This window comes from Mycobacterium sp. (genome assembly GCF_046330795.1).
Lineage (GTDB): Bacteria > Actinomycetota > Actinomycetes > Mycobacteriales > Mycobacteriaceae > Mycobacterium.
Window position 1 is genome coordinate 131,540 of the sequence record NZ_JAXLSA010000006.1, and the last position, 20,825, is coordinate 152,364.

Here is a 20,825-nt window from a genome sequence, read left to right on the forward strand (position 1 = left end):
GATGATGTCGGCTGATCGACCCGACGATCCCGTGGTGATCGTCGGGATGGCGTTGGAGGCGCCCGGTGGGATCGAGGACGCCCACGGATTCTGGTCGCTGCTCGCCGAACAGCGCGAAGCACTCGGCCCGTTCCCGACCGACCGGGGCTGGGCGCTGCAGGACCTGTTCGCGGGATCCCGCCGCGACGGCTACAAGCCGATCCACGACCTGGGCGGATTCCTCACCGGCGCAGCATCGTTCGACCCGGAGTTCTTCGGCATCTCCCCGCGGGAAGCGGCCGCGATGGATCCCCAGCAACGGGTGGCGCTGCGGTTGGCGTGGCGCGCGATCGAGCAGGCCGGCATCAATCCCGACGACCTGGCCGGCCACGACGTCGGCTGCTACGTCGGTGCGTCGGCGCTGGAGTACGGTCCGCCGCTGTCCCGGTACTCCGAGCACAGCGGCCATCTGATCACCGGCACCTCGCTGGGGGTGATCTCCGGCCGGATCGCCTACACCCTGGACCTGGCGGGTCCGGCGCTGACGGTCGACACGTCGTGTTCGTCGGGATTGACGGCGCTGCACACCGCGGCGGGCGCACTGCACGCCGGCGACTGCGACCTGGCCCTGGCGGGTGGGGTCTGCGTGATGGGCGCGCCGGGATATTTCGTCGAATTCTCGCGCCAGCACGCACTTTCCGACGACGGGCACTGCCGGCCCTACAGTGCGCACGCCTCCGGAACCGTCTGGGCCGAAGGGGCGGCGATGTTCCTGTTGCAGCGGCGCTCCCGCGCCGAACGGGACGGCCGCCGCATCCTGGCCGCGGTCCGGGCCAGCCGGCTCAACTCCGACGGCCGCAGCGTGGGGCTGACCGCGCCCAGCGGTGACGCGCAGGCGCGGCTGTTCGGGAAGGCCATCGCGGCCGCCGGCCTCCGGCCCGAGGACGTCGACCTGGTCGAGGGCCACGGCACCGGCACCGGCCTGGGTGACCGGACCGAACTGAGGGCACTTGCCGGCACCTACGGGGCGACCGCGCCGGGCCGGGGCGCCCTGCTGGGATCGGTGAAGTCGAACATCGGCCACACCCAGGCGGCCGCCGGGGCGCTGGGCCTGGCCAAGGTGCTGATCGCCGCCGACCGCGGCTTCATCCCCCCGACCCTGCACGCCGATCAGCCGAGCCGCGAAATCGACTGGGACACCCAGGGGCTGCGGCTGGCCGACAAACTGACCCCGTGGCCGGCCCGGGACGGCCGCCGGATCGCGGCGGTGTCGGCGTTCGGGATGAGCGGCACCAATGCGCATCTCGTCGTCGAGATGCCGGTAGAGATGCCGGATCGGTCGGTGGCCTGATGGACGCGCGCTCCTGGCCCGATGGCCGCACACCGGTTCTGTTGACCAGTCATGCCCCGGATCTGCTGGCCGCCGACGCCGAGGCCCTGGCCGGTTACCTGGACCGCAGGCCCGCCGACCCACCCGCGGTGGCCGCACACCTGCAGGCCACCCGCCGGATCCGGCGGCACCGCGCGGTGATCCGCGCCGCTGACCCCGCCGAACTGCGGGCCGGACTGAATGCCGTCGCCGCCGGCGCTGACCACCCGCTGGTCGTTCGCGGCACCGAATTACCCAGGGCCCGGGTGGCTTTCGTCTTCCCCGGCCAGGGCAATCAGTGGCCCGGCATGGGTCGCGACGCCTACACCGCGCTGCCGGACTACCGGGCAGCCGCCGAGGAGTGCGGGGCCGCGTTCACCGCCGCCGATCTGCCCACCCCCGTGCGCTACCTCACCGGCCACGACGGGACGGCCTTCGCCGAGATCGAGATCGAGGGCGCACAGTTCATCCACCACGTCGCGCTGGCCTCGGTGTGGCGCGCCTGCGGGGTGCTGCCGGACCTCACCATCGGCCACAGTCTCGGCGAGGTGGCCGCCGCGCACGTCGCGGGTGCGCTGAGCCTGGCCGATGCGGTCCGCATCGTGGCGACCCGCGCCAGTGTCGTGGACCGGCTCACCGGTGACCACGCCGTCGCCGCGCTGGGCATCGGTGCGGCCGCCGCGCAGGAACTGGTCGAGGCGACGCCGGGCTGGCTGGAACTGTCCGTGGTGAACGCCGAGAACGCCGTCGCCGTGTCCGGTGAGCGCGCGGCGGTGCGGGCTCTGGTCGAGGCGGTTCGCAGCCGTGGTGGATTGGCTCGCGAGATCACCGTCAACTTCCCCGTCCACACCAGCGTCCTGGAACCGCTGCGCGACGAGCTGCACCCGCTCTGGCCGGCGGGTGGATTCACCGACACCGCAGTGCAATTCATCGGCGGTGCGACGGGAGCCGTGGTGACCGCAGGCACGCCGTTCGCCGAGTACTGGTACCGAAACCTGCGTGACATGGTGCGCTTCGACCGCGCCGTCGAATCGGCCATCGGCCACGGTGCCGGGATCTTCGTGGAGATGTCGGCCCATCCGGCGCTGCTGTTCGCCACCGCTCAGGTTGTCGGTGACCGCCCGGCGGTACTGGTGGGGTCCGGCCGCCGCGATGCGGCCCTGCCCGACGAGCTGTCGGCCGGCCTGGCGGCCGTGGCTGCCGCCGACCCCACCCAGGGGTGGCGCGCACGCCGGCCGGCTGGGGCATTGCGGGACTTCCCGGGCGCCGTGATGCGCGCCGAGCACTTCTGGCTGGCGCCCGAGCGGGAACCGCTCGCCGCACCCGACCTGACCACCACGGTGGAGCGGTGGACCGAAATCGAACCCGCGCAGCACCTCTCGCGCATCGGTGTGGCCGTCGTCGCGCTGGGGCCCGGGATGGTGGGCGCCGCCGTGCAATCGGCCCTGCAACAACACCCGGTTGCCCGGATCGTGCCGTCCGAGCATGCGGAGCTGCTGATCGTCGTCGCGCCCGACGGGCTCGACGACCCGGACCCGGTGCGAACCACCGCGGCATTGGCGGCGCTGACCGGGGCCGGGCTGCTGGGTTATGCCGAGGACATCGGAAATAGCTGTCGCACAGTGTGTCTGGTCACCGTTCGGGGTGAACAGGTCGACGCCGGCGATCCACCCGCCGGCCCCGGTCACGCCGCGCTGGCCGCCATGCACCGTAGCGTCGGTCTCGAGCATCCCGGTGTGGCCTTCGACCAACTGGATCTGCCGTCGGCGGACGCCGATCCGGTTCGGGTGCTCGATGCGCTGCTGGGTTCGTCGGGGACGCGGGCGTTGCGCGCCACGGGTGAGCGATCGATCCTGTGGCACCGCAGCTTCATCGAGGCCGCCGAACCAGCCCGACGGGAGCCGAACCTCGACGACGTCGTCATCACCGGTGGGTCCGGCGGCATCGCGATCCACTGCGTGCGGGCACTGGTCGCCCGCGGCGCCCGGCGCATCGTGCTGCTCAGCCGGCGCCCGATCGACCCGGCGACCCTGGCCGCGCTGAGCGGTGGGCAGCCGACCGAACTGGTGTCGGTGGCGTGCGACATCCGGGACGAAACCGCCGTGGCCGCCGCGGCGGACCGGTACGGTGCCGCCGGCGCCACCCTGATCATCCACGCCGCCGGCACCGCCGAATTCCGCTGCGCCGCGGCGCTCGATGCGGCAACCGTCGCCGATACCTTCGGCGCGAAGGTCCTGGGCCTGGCGAACCTCACCCGGCACTGGCCGCTGCGCGACGACACCCGAATCCTGTTGTGCTCCTCGGTATCCGGGCTGTGGGGCGGGAGCGGGCACGCCGCCTACGGCGCGGCGAACCGGGTGCTGGACGTGCTGGCCGCCCAGCTGCGCGCCACCGGTCGTGACTGCTCGGCCCTGCGTTTCGGACTGTGGGACGCGCCGTCGGCGATCGTGGACGAGACCGAGGCCGCCAACATCACCCGATCGGGACTGCGGCCCATGGACCCCGGCTCGGCGGTCGACGCCATGCTCGGCGGCCGGCCCGGCGACCCGTTGATCTACGCCGCCGACGCCCGGCGCCTCGGACTGTTCCTGGACCGGCAACAGGTGGAGAACCCAGCCCAGCCGGCCACCGACGCCGCCAGCGTGGTGCGGACCGAACTGGCCGCGGTGCTCAATCTCGGTGCGGGGACCGTCGACCTCGGCGAATCCCTCTTCGACCTGGGTGTCGATTCACTGCTGGCGCTGGATCTGCGAAAACGCCTGAAAGGCCGGCTGGGCCGCACGGTGGCCCTGGCCACCCTGCTCAGCGGGGTCACCGGCAATCAGATCGTCAGCGAGCTCGAACAACAGAAGGTGGACCACGCGTGACGGACGTGACCGACATGGACAACCGGATCGACGCCGGCCGGCGCGAGCTGATGCGTCGGCGCCTGGCCGAACGCGGACTCGCCGCGTCGCCGGCGGCCGCTGCGCCCGAGCCCGCCGGACTGTCCGCCGGGCAGCGCCGAATGTGGTTCGTCGCCCAGGCCGACCCCAGCGGAGCCATACTCAACGTCGCTGTGTCGTACCGGATCACCGGTCCCGTCGACGTCGACCGGCTGCGCGCAGCAGTCGGTGCCGTCGCGCGCCGGCACGCCGCACTGCGGACCACCTACCGGACCGACGACAACGGCGACCCGCAACCGGTCGTGCACGACGAGTTGGCCGTCGGTTGGGCGGTACACGACCTGACCGACCTGGCCGGGACGCCGGCGCAGCGACTTCGGCTGGAGGTGCTGGCCCAGCGGGAGTTCGGCGCCCCGTTCGACCTGACCTCGGACGCGCCGCTACGGATCACGCTGTTGCGCACCGCCGCCGACGAACTGATCATGCTGCTGGTCGCCCATCACATCGCCTGGGACGACGGGTCGTGGGCGGTGTTCTTCACCGATCTGACCCGCGCCTACACCGATGCGCCACTCGGGCCCCCGACCCAGCCCGCCGAAGACCACCGGAGCGACACCCAACGCGATGCGGACCTGTCCTACTGGCGGGACATGATGACCGATCCGCCCGAGCCGCTGGAACTCCCGGGTCCCAGCGGATCGCTGGTGCCGACCACCTGGCGCTCGGCGACCACGACGCGGCACCTCTCGGCTCGGACCACCGCGCGGGTCGCCGAGCTGGCCCGCGCGACCGGAGCCACGCCGTACATGGTGCTCCTGGCGGCGTTCGGCGCGACCGTGTTCCGCTACACCCACACCGGCGACTTCCTCGTCGCGACCCCGGTGGTCAACCGCGGCGCGAGCGCCGAGGACACGATCGGCTACTTCGGCAACACCGTGGCGATGCGGATGCGGATGCGGGCCGAAACGACGTTCGGCGAACTGCTCGCCGATACCCGCGAGACCGCCCTGGGCGCCTTCGCCCACCAGCGCATCGATCTCGACCGGGTGGTCCGGGAGCTCAATCCGGACCGCCGGCACGGCGCCGAACGGATGACCCGGATCAGCTTCGGGTTCCGCGAAGCCGATGGCGGGGGATTCCAGCCGCCGGGAGTGCGCTGCGAGCGGGCCGATCTGCGCGGCCATCTCACGCAGCTGCCCCTGGGCTTCATGGTCGAGTTCACCGCCGACGGAGCGGTGGTCGAGGCCGAACACCTCGTCGAGATCCTCGATCCCGCTCTGGTCACCCAGCTGCTGGACCACTTCGTCGTGCTATTGGAATCCGCACTGGCGCAACCGGATACCCCGCTGTGCCGGCTCGAGCTCATCGACCCGGCGGGACTGCGCTGGCTGCACGAGGTGTCGGCCGGGGAGCGCTTCGACACCGAGCCCGCCACCCTGGCCGGCCTGATCGAGGCCCAGGTGGCCCGCACACCCGATGCGGTGGCCGTCGTCTACGAGGGCCACCGGCACACCTACGCCGAGATCAACGCCGCCGCCAACCGGGTGGCCCATCGGCTGATCGCGAGGGGGATCGGTGCCGAGGACCGGGTCGCGGTGCTGCTGGACAAGTCGGTCGAGCTGATCGTGACGGCCCTGGGAGTGGCGAAGGCCGGTGCGGTGTACCTGCCCGTCGATCCGACCTACCCGGCCGAGCGGCTCGACTTCATCCTGGGCGACTGTGACGCGAAATGCGTGGTGCGGGAGCCGATGACCGATCTGGACGGCGAGCGGTCGGACAATCCGACCGACGCCGACCGGGTCCGGCCGCTGACGCCCGACAGCACCGCCTACCTGATCTACACCTCGGGTACGACGGGCCAGCCCAAGGGCGTCCCGGTGCCGCACCGGCCCATCGCCGAATACTTCGTCTGGTTCCGGGGCGACTACGGGGTGGACGCCGACGACCGGCTGCTGCAGGTGGCCTCGCCGAGCTTCGACGTCTCCATCGCCGAGGTGTTCGGCACCCTGGCCTGCGGGGCCCGTGTCGTCGTGCACCGCCCCGGTGGACTGTCCGACATCGGCTACCTGACCGACCTGCTGCGCGACGAGGGCATCACCGCAATGCATTTCGTGCCGTCACTGCTCGGGCTGTTCCTGTCGCTACCCGGTGTCAACCAGTGGCGCACCCTGCAACGGGTGCCGATCGGCGGCGAACCGCTGCCCGGTGAGGTCGCCGACAAGTTCCACGCCACCTTCGACGCGTTGTTGCACAACTTCTACGGCCCCACCGAAACGGTGGTCAACGCCAGCCGGTTCAAGGTCGAGGGCAAGCAGGGCACCCGCATCGTGCCGATCGGCACACCCAAGATCAACACCACCATGTACCTGCTCGACGACGCCCTGCAGCCGGTGCCGGTGGGAGTGATCGGCGAGATCTACATCGGCGGAACGCATGTGGCACGTGGCTACCACCGCCGTCCCGGCCTGACCGCGGAACGATTCGTCGCGGACCCGTTCGCCCCCGGCGCCCGGATGTACCGCTCGGGGGATCTTGCGCGGCGCAACGCGCACGGCGACATCGAGTTCGTCGGCCGCGCCGACGAACAGGTCAAGATCCGCGGCTTCCGCATCGAACTCGGCGACGTGGCCGCCGCGATCTCCGTCGACCCCAGTGTGGGCCAGGCCGTCGTGGTGGTCAGCGAGTTGCCCGGACTGGGCCGCAGCCTGGTCGGGTATCTCACGCCGACGGCCGGAGAACCATCGGAAAGTGTTGATGTAGAACGGATCCGGGCCAGGGTGGCGGCCGCTTTGCCCGAGTACATGGTGCCGGCCGGGTACGTCGTGCTCCCCGAGATCCCGATCACCGCGCACGGCAAGATCGATCGGTCGGCATTGCCGGAGCCCGAGATCGCCGTCGGCACACCGTTCCGCGAACCGTCCGGTGACACCGAACGCCGGCTGGCCGAGCTGTTCGGAGAACTGCTCGGACGTGACCGGGTGGGCGCGGACGACTCGTTCTTCGAACTGGGTGGACACTCCCTGCTCGCCACGAAACTCGTTGCGGCGGTGCGGAGAACCTTCGGTCTGGACATCGGCGTCAGGGAGGTCTTCGAGCTGTCCACCGTGGCGATGCTGGCCGCCCACCTCGACGGCCCGGACGCCCGGCGGGTCCGGCCGCCCCTGACCGCGGCACCCACCGGGGACGGGGCACGGGGCCCGGCGCCGCTGTCGTCGGCCCAGTTGCGCAGCTGGTTCGCCTACCGGGTGGACGGCCCGAGTGCGGTCACCAATATCCCGTTCGCGGCCGAACTGCGTGGCCCCTGGGACATCGACGCCGCCCTGGCGGCCATCTCCGACGTTGTGACCCGGCATGAGATCCTCCGGACCACCTACCGCGAGATCGACGGTGTGCCACACCAGATCGTGCACTCGCCGGCCGCGGTCCCGGTGCGCCGGGCCACTGCCCCGCACGGCGGCGACGTCGATGCCTGGCTGACGAGTGAGCTGGATCGCGAACGCACCCAGGTCCTGGACCTCGAGCAGGACTGGCCCATCCGGGCGGCGGCGTTCAGCACACCCGACAAGCACGTGCTCTCCCTGGTGCTGCACCACATCGCCGGCGACCACTGGTCGGCCGGGGTGTTGTTCACCGATCTGGCCACCGCATACCGGGCGCGGCGCCGCGGCATCGCGCCGGACTGGGCGCCGCTGCCGGTGCAGTACGCCGACTTCGCGGCGTGGCAGACCGCGCTACTGGCCGGTGACGCGGGTCTGGCCGAGCCGCAGCGGGAGTACTGGCGGAACCAGCTGGCGGGCTCGGCCACCGAAGCCGGTCTGCGGCCGGACTTCCCACGCCCGGCGGTGCTCGGCGGCGCTGCGGGTGCGACCGAGTTCCACCTCGACGCCGGGCTGCGCGACCAGTTGGCCGCGCTGGCGCGGGACCTCGGCGTCACCGAGTTCATGTTGCTGCAGAGCGCTGTCGCGGTGGCCCTGCACAAGGCCGGTGCCGGAGCCGACGTGCCGATCGGCACCCCGGTCGCCGGACGTACCGTCGCCGAACTCGACGATCTGATCGGGTTCTTCATCAACATCCTCACGCTGCGCAACGACCTGCGCGGCGATCCGACGCTGCGCGAGGTGCTGCTGCGCGGCCGCGACACCGCCCTGGGCGCCTACGCGAACCAGGACCTGCCGTTCGATCAGGTGGTCGACGCCGTCGGCCCGGTGCGTTCGCTGTCGCGCAACCCGCTGTTCGGGGTCGTCGTCCACGTCCGGGATGAGCTGCCGGCCGATCAGGTGATCGACGCCACCCCGGACGGCGAGATCACCTTCACCGCACTGGAACCCACGTTCGACGCCGCGCATGCGGATTTGTCGGTGAACTTCTTCGCCGGGCCGGCCGGCTACCGGGGTCACGCCATCTACCGGACCGAGCTCTACCGTCCCGAGACCGCGGACCGGTTCGTCGGCTGGCTGCGCCGTGTCCTCGAGGCGTTGGCGTACCACCCCGATCTGCGGCTGGCCGACCTCGACGTCGCCGATCCGGCCGAACGTGCCCGGATCGCGGACTGGAGCCGTCGCGGCGGTGTCCGGGTGCTGGGGCCCGATCTGCGGCCGGTGCCCGTCGGTGTGGTCGGCGAGGTGTATCTCGACGGCGCACTGGCGGGGGCCCGGCTGCCGGGCGCCCCGGACAACGCGGTCCGGTTCGTGCCCGATCCGGCCGGCGCACAACCCGGTTCACGGCTGTTCCGGACGGGGGAGCAGGCTCGCTGGGACGACGACGGGCAGCTCGAGCTGGTGGCCCGCGCCGCGATCGTGGAAGCTATTGCCGCCCGGTCGGTCCGGTCGGACGAGGCGCCGGCCACCGGCACCGAACAGACGCTGGCCGGCATCCTTGTCGCGGTGCTGGCGGGAAGCGACGTCGGTGCGCCGCCGGACGGGCGGATCGGCCGGCACGACGACTTCTTCGAGCTGGGTGGCGACAGTATCCTGGCGGTCCAGGTGGCGGCCCGGGCCAAGGACGCCGGCCTGAAGCTGACCGCGCGGATGGTGTTCGAGCACCCGGTGCTGGCCGAACTGGCCGCCGCCATTGATATCTCGGCCAGCGCCGAATCCTCGGCCGAGACGGACACCGCGGTCGCGCCGATGGCCGCATCCGGGCTGTCGGCCGGCGAGCTGGCCGAGCTGACCGCGTCCTGGGATTCGCCGTGACCGCGTCACCCACGGCTCCGGTGGCGAAGGCGGTGATCGAGGACGTCCTCGCGCTCAGCCCGTTGCAGCAGGGCCTGTACTCCATGGCAACGCTGGGCGACCCGGACGCCGACAACCCGTACGTCATCGCGATGGCCGCCGACATCAGCGGTTCACTCGACGCGGAACTGTTGCGGCGTTGCGCCGCAGCCATGTTCGATCGCCATCCCAATCTGCGGGCCAGCTTCCTGCATGGCAACCTCAGCAAGCCGGTCCAGGTCATCCCGGACCGCGTCGAGGTGCCGTGGCGCACCGTCACTGCCACCACCGGGCAAGTCGCGGCCATCGAAGCGGCCGAACGCCGCCGGCCCTTCGACGTGGCGCGCGGGCCGTTGATCCGGTTCCTGTTGATCGAACTGCCCGACGCTGCCTGGCATCTGGTGATCGTTGCGCACCACATCGTGATCGACGGCTGGTCGCTGCCGCTGTTGATCGCCGAGCTGATCACGCTCTACGACGCCGCCGGCGACCCCGCCGCACTGCCGCCGGCGCCGCGGCCCTACCGCGACTACATCGGCTGGCTGGCCGGCCGCAACGCGGACGACGGGCGCGGAATGTGGCGCGAACACCTGGCCAATGTGGACGGACCCACGCTGCTCGTGCCGGCCCTGACCGGCACGGCGCCGGCGCCGGGGCTGCCGCAGCGCACCGAGATCCGGCTACCGGCCGCCCCGACCGCGGAGTTGGCCGAGGCCGCCCGGGTGCGCGGCGTGACGCTCAACGCGGTGGTCCAACTCGCTTGGGCGACAATTCTTTCCGTCCTGACCGACCGCGACGACGTCACCTTCGGGGTGACGGTGTCGGGCCGACCCGAACAACTCTCCGGCGTCGAGACCATGGTCGGATTGTTCGTCAACACCATTCCGCTCCGGGTCCGGCTGAGCCCGATGGAACCCGCCGGCACGCAGTGTGTCCGGCTGCAGCACAGCGCCGCCGCGCTGCGCGAGCACAGTTACCTGCCGCACGCGGAGCTTCGTGCGCTGGCGGGAGTCGGCGAGCTCTTCGACACCCTGCTGGTCTACGAGAACTTCCCCGCCGGAGCGGTGGTGGGCGCCGACGGCTTCCGCGCCAACGGCGCGACCTTCCGCCCCACGGCGCTGGAGAGTCTGTCGCACTTCCCGGTGACCATCGCCGCGCACCTGTCCGCCGGCGAACTGGTCGTGCTGGTCGAGGTACTCGACGGCGCGCTGGGCGAGCTGGATCCCGCCGAGCTGGGCCGGCGGGTGATCGCCGTGGCGCAGCGTCTCATCGAGGGCTGGGATCGGCCGCTGCGCGAGGTCTCGATCCTGCTCGACGAGGAGGACGTCACTGGATCTGTTCTGCCGCCAGTGCGCGAAAGTGCGAGAAGATCACGCTGTGAGCGCGGAACAGATCAGGAGGGCATCACCGCGCGTATCGCCGCGGTCGCCTCCGGGCAGCCTGATGCACCCGCATTGAGTTGGGACGGCGGCCAATTCAGCTATCTCGAACTGACTCAGGCTGCCGGGCAGCTGGCCGCGCTGCTGACCGAACGGGGAATTCGGGCCGAAGACCCGGTGGCGATCCAACTGCCACGGGGACCGCGCTACGTGGTGGCCATGCTGGCGGTGCTCGCGGCCGGCGGGATGATCGTGCCGCTGGACCCGACCATGCCCGCTGACCGGATCGCCGACATCCTCGCGCAGACCGGGGATCCGATGGTCGTCGACGACGCGATCGTGTTCCAGGCGGAGGCAGCGAAAGGGGCTGCGGGAGACGCATTCCGGCCCGTTCCGATCGCGCCCGGGCAGGCCGCCTACGCGGTGTTCACCTCGGGCACCACCGGTCGCCCCAAGGGCGTCGTGGGTACGCACCGGGCGGTGCTGGCCTACGGCGATGACCACATCCGGCACGTACTGGGCCCGGCCGCCGAGCGGCTGGGCCGGCGGCTGCGTGTCGCGCACGCCTGGTCCTTCACCTTCGACGCGGCCTGGCAGCCGTTGATCGCCCTGTTCGAAGGGCATTGCGTGCACATCGTGGGCGACGACGCACAGCGCGATGCCGAGGCGCTGGTCGGGATGATCCGGCGAGCCGGGATCGACATGATCGACACCACGCCGTCGATGTTCGCCCAGCTGCACCACGCCGGGCTGCTCACCGAAGTGCCGCTGACCGTCCTCGCGATGGGCGGCGAAGCGGTGAAATCATCTACCTGGCAACAGATCCGAGAGATCTGCGGAGCCACCTCCATGACGGCGTACAACTGCTACGGGCCCACCGAGACCACGGTGGAGGCGCTGGTCGCCCCGTTGACCGAGTATGCCCGGCCGTCGATCGGCACCCCGACGGATTCGACCGTCGCGCTGGTGCTCGACTCCTGGCTGCGGCCCGTACCCGCCGGAGTGGCCGGCGAGCTTTACCTGACCGGGGACCAGTTGACCCGCGGTTATCTGGGCCGGCCGGGGGAGACGGCGGGCCGGTTCGTCGCCGCTCCCGGCGGGCAGCGGATGTACCGCACCGGTGATGTCGTGCGCCGCAATCGCGACGGCGGTCATGAGTTCCTCGGTCGATCCGACGACCAAGTGAAGATCCGGGGCTTCCGGGTCGAGCCCGGCGAGATCGCCGCGGTGCTGGCGGCCCGCCCGGGGGTGCACGGCGCGCACGTGACGGTGCGGCGCGGCCCGCGGGGACCCCGGCTGACGGCGTTCGCGGCGGTCGGCACCGGCGATGGCGCGCCCACGGTACCCGAGCTGCGGGCCGGGCTGGTCGAGCGGCTGCCGCGCTATCTGATTCCGCACCGAGTGGTGACCGTGCCCGCGCTGCCGTTGACCGGTCACGGGAAGATCGACGAAAACGCCTTGGCCGCTGCGGATCTGGATTCGGACGGGTCGGCGGCCGCCGCTCCGGAGACGCCCACGGAGGCCGAACTGGCCGCGGCGCTGGCCGAGCTGCTGGGCACCGAGTCTCCCGACATCGACGCCGACTTCCTGGAACTGGGCCTGGACAGCATCGTCGCGTTGTCGCTCGTGCAGCTCGCCCGCCGGCGCGGTCTGCCGCTGCGGGCCCGATTGCTGCGCGACTGCGTGACCATCCGAGAGCTGGCCGCGGCGCTGGACGCCGAGGCCCGGTCCGGAACCGAAACAGACACCGGCGGCCGGCCCACCGGCGGCCCGATCCCCGTGCTGCCGAACGTGCATTGGCTCTACGGGCACGGCGACCCGCGGCGGCTGGCCCAGACCGAGGCGCTCCGTTTGCCCGACGGCGTGACCGCCGAACGGTTGCGCGCGGTGGTCAACGCACTGGTGGCCGGCCATGAGGTGCTGCGTGCCCGATTCGACCGCGACACCATGACCCTGGTAGCCCACGAGAACCCCGGTGTCGAGGTCATCGAGGTGCACATCACCGGCGAGCTCGTCGCGGCGGTCGCCGAACACACCCGCCGCGGCGTGGAAAGCCTTGACCCACAACGGGGCCGGTTGCTGGCGGCCACGTGGCTGCGGCCGTCGGCGGGACCCGGCGTGCTGCTGCTCACCGCGCACGTGCTGGCGATGGACCCAGCGTCGTGGCGCATCGCGCTCGGTGAACTCGACGCCGGCTGGCATGCCGTGGCGGCCGGTCGTGACCCCGCACCGCCCCGCGAGCAGACCAGCTACCGGCAGTGGTCGCAGCGCCTGCGGCAGCGTGCCGCGGCACTGGACACCGTCGACTTCTGGTCGGGGCAACTCGCCGGCGACGACCCCGCAATAGGCGCGCGCCGGCTGGACCCGGACACCGACACGGCCGCCGACGTGTCGATCACGTTCTCGGCCACCTCCGCCGAACTGACGGCCCGGCTGCTGAGCGGCGCGACGCCGGCCACCGATCTGCTGGCCGTCGCCGCGGCCCGCACCGTGACGGCATGGCGGCAGCGCCGCGGACAGCCCACCCCGACACCACTGTTGGCGCTCGAGACCCACGGCCGCGCCGACGCAACCCTGGGCGGTGACGTCGACACCGGGGACACCGTCGGGCTGCTCAGCGCCATCTACCCGGTGCGGGTCGACCCGGGCGCGCGCGGCGTGGCGATCGATCCGGCGACCGGGGTGGACTACGGGTTGCTGCGCTATCTGCGCGACGACACCGCCGCGACGCTGCGGGCCCATCCCGAACCGCAGGTGTTGCTGAACTTCCTGGGCCGGATCCACGCGTCGGCCGCCGGCGCGTCGCCCAGCCTGTTGCCGGACCGGGCGCTGCTGGCCGGGGTATCCGGTCTTCCGGAGCCGAATCTTGCCGTGCGCCACGAGATCACCCTGGCCGCAGCCGTCGTCGAGGGTGCCGACGGCCCGGTGCTGGTGACCCAGTGGCGCACCCTGCCGGCGATCCTGACCGCCGACGACGTCGCCGCCCTGCAGTCGTTGTGGCAGAACGCATTGTCGGAGGTGCTGGCATGACGCCGACCCTGGCCGTCCTGGGCGCGGGCCCGAAAGCCGTTGCCGTGGCCGCGAAATCGGCCGAGTTGCGGGCGATGGGAGTGCCTGCGCCCGACGTCGTCGTCGTGGAGCGGACCGGCGTCGGCGCCAACTGGACGGCCGCGGGCGGCTGGACCGACGGCGAGCACCGGCTGGGCACCAGTCCGGAGAAGGACGTCGGCTTCCCGTACCGCTCGGCGCTGGTGCCGCGGCGCAACGCCGAACTCGACACCGCGATGATGCGGCACAGCTGGCAGTCCTATCTGATCGCCACGGGCCAGTTCGCGCAGTGGATCGACCGCGGCCGGCCCGCACCCGCGCACCGCCGGTGGGCGCAGTACCTGCAATGGGTGGCCGACACCGTCGGGATGACGGTGGTCCGGGGCGAGGTCGAGCGGATCACGGTCGCCGACGGGCGCTGGACGCTGCGCACCGGGGAGGCCGACATCGCCGCGGACGGTCTGCTGATCACCGGCCCCGGACAAGCGGAACGATCGCTGCTGCCGGGCAATCCGCGGGTGCTCTCGATCGCCCAGTTCTGGCACCGGGCCGCCCAGCACGAGCGGATCGCCGCGGACCGCGTCGCGGTGATCGGCGGGGGTGAGACCGCGGCGGCGATGCTCAATGAGCTCTTCTCACACCGGGTTTCGACGATCACCGTCATATCGCCCCAGGTCACGCTGTTCACTCGCGGTGAGGGCTTCTTCGAGAACGCGCTGTTCTCCGACCCGACCGACTGGCGGGTGCTGACACCGGCCGAGCGTCGCGACGCGATGGCCCGCACCGATCGCGGGGTGTTCTCGGCCCGCGTGCAGGACGCGTTGCTGGCCGACGACCGCATCCGGCACCTGCGCGGCCGGGTCGCGCACGCCGTGGGCCGCGACGGCCGGATCCGGCTGACCCTGTCGACCAACCGCGGGGGTGAGCACGTCGAGACGGTGCACGGTTTCGACCTCGTCATCGACGGCTCCGGCGCCGATGTGCTGTGGTTCACCGACCTGTTCGACCAGGCGGCCCTGGACCTGCTCGAGCTCGGGCTCGGCGGACCGCTGAGCGGTGACGCACTGGCCGAATCGATCGGCGACGATCTGGCGGTCGTCGGCCTGACACCGAAGTTGTTCCTGCCCAACCTGTCCTGGCTCGAGCAGGGGCCCGGATTCCCGAACCTGAGCTGCCTGGGCCTGCTGTCCGACCGCGTGCTGGGCGCCGAGCTGACCGACAACACCCGAGAAGACACCCGAGAACGGAGAAGCCATGAGCACCAACCCCTTCGATGACGAGAACGGCACGTTCTACGTCCTGGTCAACGACGAGGAGCAGCACAGCCTGTGGCCCGTGTTCGCCGAGGTGCCGGCGGGCTGGCGGGTGGTGTTCGGCGCGGCCGGCCGCTCGGAGTGCCTGGAGTACGTCGAACGGAACTGGACCGACCTGCGGCCCCGCAGCCTGCGGGAGTCGCTGCAGTAGTACCGCGCGAGGGTGCATCCATATGTGTTTTGAGGCACCGGAAATACACATGGGTGCACGCTCGGCACCAAGAAGTTCTAGTAGGCGTCCATGTCGAGCACTCGGGCGTGCAGGATGGTCCGGTTGCGCAGCGCGGCCCGCACCGCCCGGTGCAACCCGTCCTCGAGGTAGACGATGCCGTGCCACTTGACCGCGTGCGGGAACAGGTCACCGTAGAACGTCGAGTCCTCCGACAGCAGCCGGTCCAGTGCCAGCACCGTCGTCGTCGTCACCAGTTCGTCCAGCCGGATCTGGCGGGGCGGGATCCGGGACCAGTCGCGGTAGGACAGGCCGTGATCGGGGTAGGGCTTGCCGTCGCGGACGCCTTTGAAAATCACCTCTGGATCACCGCCCGCATCCCTGCCTGGACATGACCATCAGCAAAGGCTAACCGCTGGTGCCGCCGACCGCGCTGGCAACGTCCAGGCCAACGTAAACTGGAGCCGCTGAGGCTCAACATTGCGAATCAACACCCGCTCCGGAGGAGGCTACGTGGGCAGCGCCGACGAACGTCGTTTCGAGGTGTTACGCGCGATCGTCGCCGACTTCGTGGCCACCCAGGAACCCATCGGGTCGAAGTCCCTGGTGGATCGCCACAACCTCGGCGTCTCGAGCGCCACCGTGCGCAACGACATGGCGGTGCTCGAGGCCGAGGGGTACATCGCCCAGCCGCACACCAGCTCGGGTCGCATTCCCACCGAGAAGGGTTACCGCGAGTTCGTCGACCGGCTCGACGGCATCAAGCCGATGTCCTCGCCGGAACGCCGGGCCATTCTGACCTTCCTGGAATCCGGCGTCGATCTCGATGACGTGCTGCGCCGCGCGGTCCGGCTGCTGGCCCAGCTGACCCGGCAGGTGGCGGTCGTGCAGTACCCGACGCTGTCGTCGTCGACGGTGCGGCACCTCGAGGTGGTAGTGCTCTCGCCGGTCCGGCTGCTGCTAGTGGTCATCACCGATTCGGGCCGGGTGGACCAGCGGATCGTCGAGCTCGGCCACCCGCTCGACGAGCAGCAGCAGGCGCGGCTGCGCGAACTGCTCGGTCAGGCGCTGGACGGTAAGAAGCTGGCGGCCGCCTCGATCGCGGTCGCGGACCTGGCCGGCCATCTCAGCGATGTCGGCCCGATGCCGGACGGCCTCGGCGACGCCGTGGGCCGGGCCGCGACGGTCCTGCTGGAAACATTGGTCGAGCACCGCGAGGAGCGGCTGCTGATGGGCGGCACCGCGAACCTGACCCGCAACACCGCCGACTTCGGCGGCTCACTGCGAGCGGTGCTGGAAGCGCTCGAGGAGCAGGTGGTGGTCCTCAAGTTGCTGGCCGCCCAGGAGGAAGCGGGCAAGGTCACCGTCCGGATCGGGCACGAGGCCGAGATCGCCTCCGGCGCCGAGCAGATGGCCGGGACGTCAGTGGTCACCACCACCTACGGCACAATGGATACGGTCTATGGCGGCATGGGGGTCCTCGGGCCCACCCGGATGGACTATCCGGGAACAATCTCCAGCGTCGCCGCGGTCGCCCTCTACATCAGTGAAGTTCTGGGCACCCGCTAGCGGGGTCCGGCAGGGAAAGAGAACGAAGTGGCACGGGATTACTACGGTCTGCTCGGGGTCAGCCAGGGCGCCGGCGACGCCGAGATCAAGCGCGCCTACCGCAAGCTGGCCCGCGAACTGCACCCCGACGTCAACCCCGACGAGACGGCGCAGGCCCGGTTCAAGGAGATCTCGGTCGCCTACGAGGTGCTGACCGACCCGGAGAAGCGGCGCATCGTCGACCTCGGCGGCGATCCGTTGGAGAACTCCGGCCTGGGCGGTGGCGGCGGCTTCGCGGGCTTTGGTGGCTTGGGCGATGTGTTCGAGGCGTTCTTCGGCGGCGGCACCGCCTCCCGCGGGCCCACCGGCCGGGTGCGGCCCGGTTCGGATTCGCTGTTGCGAATGCGGCTCGATCTGACCGAGTGCGCCACCGGCGTCACCAAGCAGGTCACCGTCGACACCGCCGTATTGTGCGATCGCTGCCAGGGCAAGGGCACCAACGGCGATTCGCGGCCGGTGTCGTGCGACACCTGCGGCGGGCGCGGCGAGGTGCAGTCCGTGCAACGCTCGCTGCTCGGGCAGGTCATGACGGCCCGCCCCTGTCCCACCTGCCGGGGTGTCGGCGAGGTCATTCCCGATCCCTGCCACCGCTGTGGCGGCGACGGGCGGGTCCGTTCCCGGCGCGAGATCAGTGTGAAGATCCCCGCGGGTGTCGGCGACGGGATGCGGGTCCGGCTGGCCGCCCAGGGCGAGGTCGGTCCCGGCGGGGGGCCGGCCGGCGACCTCTACGTCGAGGTCCATGAGCAGCCCCACGACATCTTCCTGCGGGACGGCGACGACCTGCACTGCACCATCGAGGTGCCGATGGTCGACGCCGCGCTGGGCACCGCCATCGGGGTGGACGGCATTCTCGACGGCCCGATCGAACTGACCGTGCCGCCGGGCACCCAGCCCGGGGCGGTGCTGACCCTGCGCGGGCACGGCATGCCGCACCTGCGTTCGGAGGCCCGGGGCAATCTGCACGCGCACGTCGACGTGGTGGTCCCGGCCAAGCTGGAGCCCAAGGACGCCGAATTGTTGCGCGAGATCAAGGCCAACCGGCACCGCGATATCGCGGCCGTGCGGTCCGCCCACGCCAACGTGCACGCGGGGAACAACGGGGGACTGTTCAGTCGCCTGCGCGAGACGTTCTCCGGTCGCTAGATTCAGCGGCATGGATACCGTGCTGCTGATCCGTGTGCTGTTGTGGTCACTCGTCGTCAACTACGCCGTCCTGATCGTCTGGTTCGTCGCGTTCGCCGTCGGCCGGGACCGCATCCAGCGCCTGCATGGCCGATGGTTCCGGTTGTCGGACAACACCTTCGACGCCATCCACTACGGCGGGATGGCCTTCTACAAGCTCGCCATCGTGCTGTTCAACCTGGGGCCGCTGATCGCGCTGTGGGTGGTCCGCTGAGCGTGTCCGACCCGTTGTTCTATGCCGAACAGTTGCCCGGCGTCGGCGGCCTGGCCGTGCTGGACGGCGACGAGGGATTCCACGCGGCCACGGTGCGCCGGCTGCGCGTCGGCGAGCGCATCGTGCTGGGTGACGGGAACGGCGAGCTGGCCGACTGCGAGGTCGCGGCCACCGGCAAGCGCGACCTGACCGCCACCGTTCTGGCGCGCCGCAGTGCGCAGCGGCCGGTGCCGGCGGTCACCGTCGTGCAGGCCATTCCGAAATCCGAGCGGTCCGAGCTGGCGATCGAATTGGCCACCGAGGCCGGCGCCGACACCTTCCTGGCCTGGCAGGCCGCCCGGTGCGTGGCGCGCTGGGACGGGCCCAGGGCGGACAAGGGGCTGCGGCGCTGGCGTGCGGTGGCCCGGTCGGCGGCGCGGCAGTCCCGGCGCGCGTTCATCCCCGACGTCGACGGCGTGTTGTCCACGCCGGAGTTGCTGGCCCGGGTTCCCGGCTCTCTGACGCTGGCGTTGCATGAGGTCGCGACGACGAAATTGACGGAACTGGAGTTTGCGGACGTATCATCGGTCACCCTTGTGGTCGGGCCGGAGGGCGGCCTGTCGGATGAGGAGGTCGGGGCGCTGACGGACGCCGGTGCGCACGCGGTGCGACTCGGGCCGACGGTGTTGCGAACCTCGACGGCCGCGGCGGTGGCGTTGGGTGCGCTCGGCGCCCTGACCCGGCGGTGGCAGGACTGATCGAAAGGGGTGGCGCGGATGGCCATCTGGAACGGCTCTGCGACACGCTTGCTGGGCGTCGGTGCGCTCGGCGCGGGACTCGCACTGCAGGTGCTGACCGGACCCGCGATGGCGTGGGCCTCCGACGACACCGCCGACGGCCCGTCGGCCGCCGCGGCCCCGGAACCCAAGGCGTCCGAAGCGCCCCAGAAGGCCGCGGCGACCGAGCTCACTGAGACCAAAGATGTTGCGGAAGAGCCGGATTCGAAGTTCAAGACGGACCCTGAGCCGGCCGCCGACCCCGAACCCAGCGCCGAATCCGAGCCCAGGGCCGACCCGGAGCCGAGTGCGGATCCCGAACCCAGCGCTGATCCCGAACCGACCGCCGCGGACAAGGCCGACACCAAGCGGGACCGCCCAGCGGCCGCGTCTCCCGCGCCGGAAGCGCGGCCGCTCCCCGCGCCCGCTGCCGCGCAGGATCAGCCGGCCGATGCCGCGCCCGCCGAAGTCGCCGAGTCCGTGGCACCACCCGAGCCGTCGGGCGCTGCCTCCACCGCGCCCGCCTCGTCGGTGCTGGAGGTGCAGGAGGTGGCGCGCGAGGACACCGGGACGGACCGGAGCCGGACCGCCAGCGCCACGGTCATGACGGCGTCGGTCGCCAGCAGCACGGCCAGCGGCGCGTCGTTCGACATCGTCGGCACCATCATCGGCGTCGTGTTCAGCGTGCTCACCGCCCTCGAGCAGTGGGCCGCCGGGCCGCCGTCGGCACCCGCGGGCAGCAACGTGTCGGTCCGCACGTCGTCGCTGCAACTCACCGACACCCTCAGCGTGCCCGCCGACTGGTACTTCCCGGAGGCCACCACGCCCGGGCAGGCGCCGCAGCAGGTCATCTTCCTCGCGCACGGGTTCTTCGGTGTCGGCGCGATGTACAGCTACACCGCGGCGCGGCTGGCCGAGCGCACCGGCAGCATCGTCGTCGTCCCCACCATCACCTCGAATCCCTTTGCCGCCGAAGGCCTTTGGATCAACGGGGCGGGTATGCAGTCGGTGGTGGCGGACCTGTTCGCGGGGAACCGTGCGGCGCTGACGGCCAGTGCGCTGGCCGCCGGGTACGCCCAGCTGTACGGACTGGCCGCCGACGCGGAGCTGCCGCACACCTTCGCGCTGGCGGGTCACTCGGCCGGTGGATCCCTGGTCACCGGGGCCGTCGCTCACCTGACCGCGGACGCGCTCGACGATCTGGCGGGCGTGCTGCTGTTCGACGCCGTCACCACCGGTGACACCGTGGCCGATGCGCTGGCCACGCTGGACGGAACGGGCCGCTTCATCCCGGTCCGCGAGATCGGCTCGCCCTTCAACCTGTGGAACTTCCCCAGCAACGTGAACACCGCGCTGTCGACGGGCCGCACCGGCCACTTCACCGGGGTCGTCCTGGCCGGCGGCACCCACGCCGATTCGATCCAGGGCGGCGGTGAACTGATCAACGCCGTGATGGACGTGCTGGTCGGCGTGTCGCTCCCGCAGAACGAGCAGGCGCTGGCGGATCTGGCCGGCGCCTGGCTGTCCCAGTGGTTCGCCGGCGTGACCGACGCCGACGACGATCTGGTGCCGGGTTCCATCTTCACCATCAGCACCGCCGCGGGCCCCGCCACCGCCACGGTGATCGGAACCCCGCCCGCCGCGGACGTGGCCGGCCGCCGCGAAACCGTCGCCCTGGCTGTCTGAGCGTTCCTCCCAGCCAAGTCGGGACCTG

At 71.3% G+C, this 20,825-nt stretch carries 12 protein-coding genes; 11 read left to right on the plus strand and 1 reads right to left on the minus strand.

The window, feature by feature from the left end; translation table 11 throughout:
• Nucleotides 1-4: 4 nt before the first annotated feature.
• Genes U0R18_RS18770 through U0R18_RS18795 form a run of 6 tightly spaced genes read left to right on the plus strand, consistent with a single transcriptional unit; the run spans nucleotide 5 to nucleotide 15,334 of the window.
• Nucleotides 5-1,330, plus strand: a complete 1,326-nt coding sequence (locus U0R18_RS18770) for a beta-ketoacyl [acyl carrier protein] synthase domain-containing protein (RefSeq protein ID WP_526371194.1) — start codon at nucleotides 5-7, stop codon at nucleotides 1,328-1,330.
• Nucleotides 1,330-4,215: a mycobactin polyketide synthase MbtD gene (mbtD, locus tag U0R18_RS18775; protein ID WP_526371196.1), complete on the plus strand. Its 2,886-nt coding sequence runs from the start codon at nucleotides 1,330-1,332 to the stop codon at nucleotides 4,213-4,215. The genes U0R18_RS18770 and mbtD overlap by 1 nt, the downstream gene beginning before the upstream one ends.
• A complete protein-coding gene (locus tag U0R18_RS18780; protein WP_526371198.1) occupies nucleotides 4,212-9,425 on the plus strand; it encodes an amino acid adenylation domain-containing protein in 5,214 nt (1,737 codons plus the stop codon). The genes mbtD and U0R18_RS18780 overlap by 4 nt, the downstream gene beginning before the upstream one ends.
• Nucleotides 9,422-13,852 carry an amino acid adenylation domain-containing protein gene (locus tag U0R18_RS18785; RefSeq protein WP_526371200.1) on the plus strand — a complete coding sequence of 1,477 codons (4,431 nt, stop codon included), beginning with the start codon at nucleotides 9,422-9,424 and terminating at the stop codon, nucleotides 13,850-13,852. Before U0R18_RS18780 ends, U0R18_RS18785 begins: the two co-directional genes overlap by 4 nt.
• Nucleotides 13,849-15,147: an NADPH-dependent L-lysine N(6)-monooxygenase MbtG gene (gene mbtG / locus U0R18_RS18790; protein ID WP_526371202.1), complete on the plus strand. Its 1,299-nt coding sequence runs from the start codon at nucleotides 13,849-13,851 to the stop codon at nucleotides 15,145-15,147. Before U0R18_RS18785 ends, mbtG begins: the two co-directional genes overlap by 4 nt.
• Entirely contained in the window at nucleotides 15,125-15,334 is a 210-nt protein-coding gene (locus tag U0R18_RS18795) for an MbtH family protein (RefSeq protein WP_526371204.1), read from the plus strand. The genes mbtG and U0R18_RS18795 overlap by 23 nt, the downstream gene beginning before the upstream one ends.
• Nucleotides 15,335-15,411: 77 nt before the next feature.
• Here U0R18_RS18795 and U0R18_RS18800 read toward each other — a convergent pair whose 3' ends face one another.
• Nucleotides 15,412-15,711 (minus strand): type II toxin-antitoxin system VapB family antitoxin, encoded by a 300-nt coding sequence (locus U0R18_RS18800; RefSeq protein ID WP_526371206.1) that lies wholly within the window; start codon nucleotides 15,709-15,711, stop codon nucleotides 15,412-15,414.
• Nucleotides 15,712-15,865: 154 nt separating this feature from the next.
• Between U0R18_RS18800 and hrcA the strand changes: the two genes are divergently transcribed.
• Genes hrcA through U0R18_RS18825 form a run of 5 tightly spaced genes read left to right on the plus strand, consistent with a single transcriptional unit; the run spans nucleotide 15,866 to nucleotide 20,797 of the window.
• On the plus strand, nucleotides 15,866-16,921 hold the full coding sequence (hrcA, locus tag U0R18_RS18805; RefSeq protein WP_526371208.1) for a heat-inducible transcriptional repressor HrcA: 1,056 nt from the start codon (nucleotides 15,866-15,868) through the stop codon (nucleotides 16,919-16,921).
• Nucleotides 16,922-16,948: 27 nt separating this feature from the next.
• A complete protein-coding gene (gene dnaJ, locus U0R18_RS18810) occupies nucleotides 16,949-18,103 on the plus strand; it encodes a molecular chaperone DnaJ (protein WP_526371210.1) in 1,155 nt (384 codons plus the stop codon).
• A 10-nt stretch (nucleotides 18,104-18,113) separates the two neighbouring features.
• A complete protein-coding gene (locus tag U0R18_RS18815; RefSeq protein ID WP_526371212.1) occupies nucleotides 18,114-18,356 on the plus strand; it encodes a DUF6868 family protein in 243 nt (80 codons plus the stop codon).
• A gap of 2 nt (nucleotides 18,357-18,358) precedes the next feature.
• A complete protein-coding gene (locus tag U0R18_RS18820) occupies nucleotides 18,359-19,093 on the plus strand; it encodes a 16S rRNA (uracil(1498)-N(3))-methyltransferase (protein WP_526371278.1) in 735 nt (244 codons plus the stop codon).
• Between the two features lie 18 nt (nucleotides 19,094-19,111).
• Nucleotides 19,112-20,797, plus strand: a complete 1,686-nt coding sequence (locus tag U0R18_RS18825; RefSeq protein ID WP_526371214.1) for a hypothetical protein — start codon at nucleotides 19,112-19,114, stop codon at nucleotides 20,795-20,797.
• The last annotated feature ends 28 nt before the right edge of the window (nucleotides 20,798-20,825 follow it).